The organism is Methylobacterium sp. D54C (assembly GCF_053345595.1).
In genome coordinates this window covers 1-425 of record NZ_JBKFAK010000121.1, presented here as the reverse complement: position 1 = coordinate 425, position 425 = coordinate 1, and the positions used below count along the sequence as shown (strand labels likewise).

The following is a 425-nucleotide window of genomic DNA, read 5'->3' as shown; positions in this document are numbered from 1 at the left end:
GCACAGAGCGCGGCGCACGCGGCCTTCGCCGGCACCCGTACCGTCACGCCGCGCACCCGCGACGGCATGGTCGAGTCGCTGCGCGTCCTGAGCGCGTGCCGGAAGACGGCGGTCGCGGCCCGGCGCATCGCCTTGCAGATGATCCACAACACCATCGTGTGCGCCCCCGACGCCCTGCGCGAGACGCTGCGCCGGATGACCCGGATGCAGCTCGTGCGGACCCTGGCGGCGTGGCGGCCTGATCTGAGCGCCTACCGCGACGTCGAGGCCGCCTACCGGATTGGCCTAAAGTCCCTGGCGCGGCGCTATCTGGAACTGCACGACGAGATCGCCGATCTCGATGCCATGATCGGCGCCATCGTCGACGAGCTTGCCCCGGACCTCGTGGCCCGCAACTCCATCGGCAGCAATGGCGCCGCTCAGCT

The 425-nt window shown here is 70.8% G+C and carries 1 pseudogene; it reads left to right on the top strand.

Features of this window, described 5'->3' with window-relative positions:
• Positions 1-425 (top strand): annotated as a pseudogene (locus tag ACLBYB_RS32790) (IS110 family transposase); the annotation flags it as partial.